This is a genomic window from Mesorhizobium sp. M1E.F.Ca.ET.063.01.1.1 (assembly GCF_003998155.1).
In the GTDB taxonomy this organism is placed as follows: Bacteria; Pseudomonadota; Alphaproteobacteria; order Rhizobiales; family Rhizobiaceae; genus Mesorhizobium.
The window spans coordinates 1-4,173 of the sequence record NZ_RZSC01000544.1 but is presented as its reverse complement, the minus strand read 5'-3'; the positions used below and the strand labels follow the sequence as shown (position 1 = coordinate 4,173).

General features: G+C 64.7%; 3 protein-coding genes. 1 reads left to right on the top strand and 2 read right to left on the bottom strand.

The genetic code is table 11. The features are described from left to right. A partial coding sequence (locus tag EOA29_RS27545) for an NADP-dependent malic enzyme (RefSeq protein ID WP_145969826.1) occupies window positions 1-2,168 on the bottom strand: 2,168 nt, incomplete at its 3' end. A 229-nt stretch (window positions 2,169-2,397) separates the two neighbouring features. After that, window positions 2,398-3,177 carry an SDR family oxidoreductase gene (locus tag EOA29_RS27540; RefSeq protein ID WP_126093760.1) on the bottom strand — a complete coding sequence of 260 codons (780 nt, stop codon included), beginning with the start codon at window positions 3,175-3,177 and terminating at the stop codon, window positions 2,398-2,400. A 118-nt stretch (window positions 3,178-3,295) separates the two neighbouring features. Between EOA29_RS27540 and EOA29_RS27535 the strand changes: the two genes are divergently transcribed. After that, the gene (locus EOA29_RS27535; protein WP_126093761.1) at window positions 3,296-4,126 is read left to right on the top strand and encodes a UDP-2,3-diacylglucosamine diphosphatase; all 831 of its coding nucleotides are present in this window, start codon (window positions 3,296-3,298) and stop codon (window positions 4,124-4,126) included. Window positions 4,127-4,173: the final 47 nt, after the last annotated feature.

Sequence of the window (4,173 nt, the reverse complement as noted above, 5' to 3'; positions counted from 1 at the left end):
ATGGCGCGCAGCGCCGTCAGCGTGATGTTTGCCGAATCGAGGTTCGGGAACACCAGCAGATTGGCTTCACCCTTCAGCCGCGAATGCGGATAGACGCGCTGGCGCAGATGTTCCGACAGCGCTGTATCGGCATGCATCTCGCCGTCGCATTGCAGGTCGGGCGCGATGCGCGCCAGGATCGCCGCGGCCTCCCGCATTTTGAGCGCGGTCGGCGCGTCGCGCGAACCGAAATCCGAGAACGAGAGCAGGGCGGCCTTGGGTTCCATGCCGAAACGCCTGATCTCCTCGGCCGCCAGGACGGTCATCTCGGCGATCTCCTCGGCCGTCGGATCGATGGTGACATAGGTGTCGGTCAGGAAAATGATGCCGCGCTGCGAAATCAGCATCGAGAGCGTCGACAGGTCGTGGTCCTTGACGCCGGGGCGCGGCCCGATGATCAGCGCGACATTGCGCAGATGCCGCTCGAAGCGGCCTTCGAGCCCGCAGACCATCGCATCCGCATCGCCACGCTTCAGCGCGAGCGCCGCGATCACCGTATTGTTGGTGCGCACCATGGTGCGGGCGGCTTCCGTCGTAATGCCGCGTCGGCCGGCGAGTTCTATCAGCAGATCGACATAGTGGCGGTAACGCGGATCGTCTTCCGGGTTGATCAGGCCGAAATCGACGCCCGGCCGGATGCGCAGCCCGTAGCGCTTCAGTCGAACCTCCACGACATGCGGGCGGCCGATCAGGATAGGCTCGGCGATACCTTCCTCCAGCACCACCTGCGCGGCGCGCAGCACGCGCTCGTCTTCGCCGTCGGCATAGATGACGCGCTTGGCGCTGGAGGCTTTGGCCGAAGAAAAGACCGGCTTCATCACCAGGCCGGAGCGGAAGACGAAGCGGTTGAGCTTGTCGATATAGGCCGCGAAGTCTGCGATCGGCCGTGTCGCCACCCCGGTATCGCAGGCGGCTTTCGCGACCGCCGGCGCGATGCGCAGGATGAGGCGCGGGTCGAAGGGCGAGGGGATCAGGAAATCCGGGCCGAACACCGGCGTCTCGCCGGAATAGGCGCGCGCCGCGACGTCCGAGGGCTCTTCGCGGGCGAGGGCGGCGATTGCCCGCACGGCGGCCATCTTCATCTCCTCGTTGATGGCGCTGGCGCCACAGTCCAGCGCGCCGCGGAAGATGTAAGGAAAGCAGAGCACGTTGTTGACTTGATTGGGAAAATCGGAACGCCCGGTGCAGATCATCGCGTCCGGCCGCGCCGCCCTCGCCACTTCCGGCATGATCTCCGGCGTCGGGTTGGCGAGCGCCAGGATCAGCGGCTTCGGCGCCATGTGCTGCAGGAGTTCAGGCTTCAGCACGCCGGCAGCGGAGAGGCCGAGGAAGACATCGGCGCCGGGGATGACGTCGGCCAGCGTGCGCGCCTGCGTATCCTTCACATAGGGGTCTTTCCAGCGGTCCATCTCCTCGGCGCGGCCCTTCCAGGCGACGCCGAAGCGGTCGGTGACCCAGATGTTTTCGACCTTGGCGCCGAGCGAGACCAGGAGGTTGAGGCAAGCGAGCGCCGCGGCACCGGCACCGGAGGTGACGATCTTGATGTCGGCAATCGTCTTGCCGGCGAATTCGAGCCCGTTGAGCACCGCCGCCGCGACAATGATCGCCGTGCCATGCTGGTCGTCATGGAAGACCGGAATCCCCATGCGGGCCTTCAGCCGCTCCTCGACCTCGAAACATTCGGGAGCCTTGATGTCTTCGAGATTGATGCCGCCGAAGGACGGCTCGAGCGCGGCCACCGTCTCGACCATGCGCTCGATTTCAGGCGCGTCGATCTCGATGTCGAAGACGTCGATGCCGGCGAACTTCTTGAACAACACCGCCTTGCCTTCCATGACCGGCTTGGAGGCGAGCGGGCCGATATTACCGAGGCCGAGCACCGCCGAGCCGTTGGAGACGACGCCGACGAGATTGGCGCGCGCCGTGTAGTCGGCGGCGGTCGCCGGGTCGTCGCGGATCTCGAGGCAGGGCGCGGCGACGCCAGGCGAATAGGCAAGCGCGAGATCGCGCTGGTTGCCGAGCGGCTTCGTCGCCTGGATTTCGAGCTTTCCGGGCGTGGGGTACTTGTGGAAGAAGAGCGCGGCCTCGTCGAGGTCCGACCTGGCCGTTTTCTTGCTCTCGCCGTCCATCGCGGCCCCTCCTGTGCTTCCTGCTTTCGAGCCTTTTAGAGCAATTCCAGGAAAAGTGTGAAACGGTTTTCCGTCCGGAATTGCGTCAGGCAGATACATGCGGCGACGATTCTTCGCGGCGCCAAATCACGGTATCGGCGTTCTCATTGCTTAAGCTAAAATAATCGAGTTATTTCAGTCTGTTGTAACAAGACTCTCGAGTTCTATCGGCGGCCGCGAGCTGACTCAGTCAGAACGCGCTGACGTAGAGGCCTCCGTCGACCGGGATGTTCTGGCCAGTGAGGTAGCCGGCATGGACCGAGCACAAGAAGGCGCAGATCTGGCCGAATTCCTCCGGCGTGCCGAGGCGCTTGGCCGGCACATCGGCGCTGATGCGGGCCTTGCGCGCCGCCGCCGCGGCCGGGTCTTCCGGCGTGCCTGCCTCATCCGGGCCGCGCAGCCGGTCGGTGTCGTGCTTGCCGGGCAGGAGGCTGTTGATGGTCACGTTGCGGTCGATCACCGTGCGCGCCACGCCGGCAAGGAAAGAGGTCAGGCCGGCGCGGGCGCCCGACGACAGGTCGAGACCAGGGATCGGCACATAGACCGACAGCGAGGTGATGTTGACGATGCGGCCGAAGCCGCGCTTTGCCATGCCGTCTATGACCGCCTGGATCAGCTCGATCGGCGTCACCATGTTCTGCGTCACGCCTTCGAGGATCTTGCCGCGGTCGAGCTCGCGGAAATCGCGCCGCGGCGGGCCGCCATTGTTGTTGACCAGGATGTCGGGGTCGGGGCAGGCGGCGAGGATCGCCCCCTGCACGTCGGGCTTCGAGACGTCGCCGGCGATCTCGATCACCTTGACGTCGTATTTCTCGCGGATCTCCGCGGCAGTTTTCGCCAAAAGCTCGGCGTTGCGGCCATTGACGACGAGGTCGACGCCGGCTTCGGCGAGCGCAATCGCGCAGCCGCGCCCCAGTCCCTTGCTCGAGGCGCAGACGATGGCCTTCTTTCCGCGAATACCGAGATCCATGGTGATTTCTCCTTTTTCGAGGGCGGCAAGCTAGCGCCTGGGCTGGACCAACCGCAACCGTCATACGGTTGTTGCATGAATCGAGGCATAGGCACGCGAAAGAAAGGTGGAAATCGCGATGTCCGGTCCAGAACCCCGCACTTTCCGAACCATGTTCATTTCCGACGTGCATCTCGGGTCGAAGGCGGCCAAGGCCGATTTCCTGATCGATTTCCTGCGCTACCACGATGCCGATACCATCTATCTGGTCGGCGACATCGTCGACGGCTGGCGCCTGCGGCGTAGCTGGCATTGGCCGCAGAGCCACAACGACGTCGTGCAGAAATTGCTGCGCAAAGCGCGCAAGGGCGCCTCGATCACCTACATCGCCGGCAACCACGACGAATTCGCCCGCCAGTTCCAGGGCGTGCATTTCGGCGGCATCGTCGTTGCCGACCGCGCGGTCCACGAGACGGCCGACGGCAGGCGGCTGCTCGTCATCCATGGCGACCAGTTCGACACGGTGGTGCACAACCAGCGCTGGCTCGCCTATCTCGGCGACTATGCCTATGACGCGGCGATGCTGGTCAATCGCGTCGTGACCAAGCTGCGCCACCTGCTCGGGCTGCCTTACTGGTCGTTCTCGTCCTGGGCCAAGGTCAAGGTCAAGAAGGCGGTGAACTTCATCGGCTCGTTCCAGACCGTCCTCTCCGAGGAAGCGCGGCGCTCGCATGTCGACGGCGTGATCTGCGGCCACATCCACCATGCCGCGATCGAGGACTATGGCGACGTGCGGTACATCAACACCGGCGACTGGGTGGAAAGCTGCACGGCGGTGGTCGAGCATTTCGACGGCCGCATGGAGATCCTGACCTGGGCGCATGTTCTGCCCGAATCCTCGGCCGGCAAGGATGTGCTGGTGCCCGTCGATATCGCCGGCCTCAAGGGCAGGGCGGCCAAGGCCGCCTGAGCACCTCCTGATCTCAAGCGGCAACCGCGCGGCGGTCGCGGCCGTAT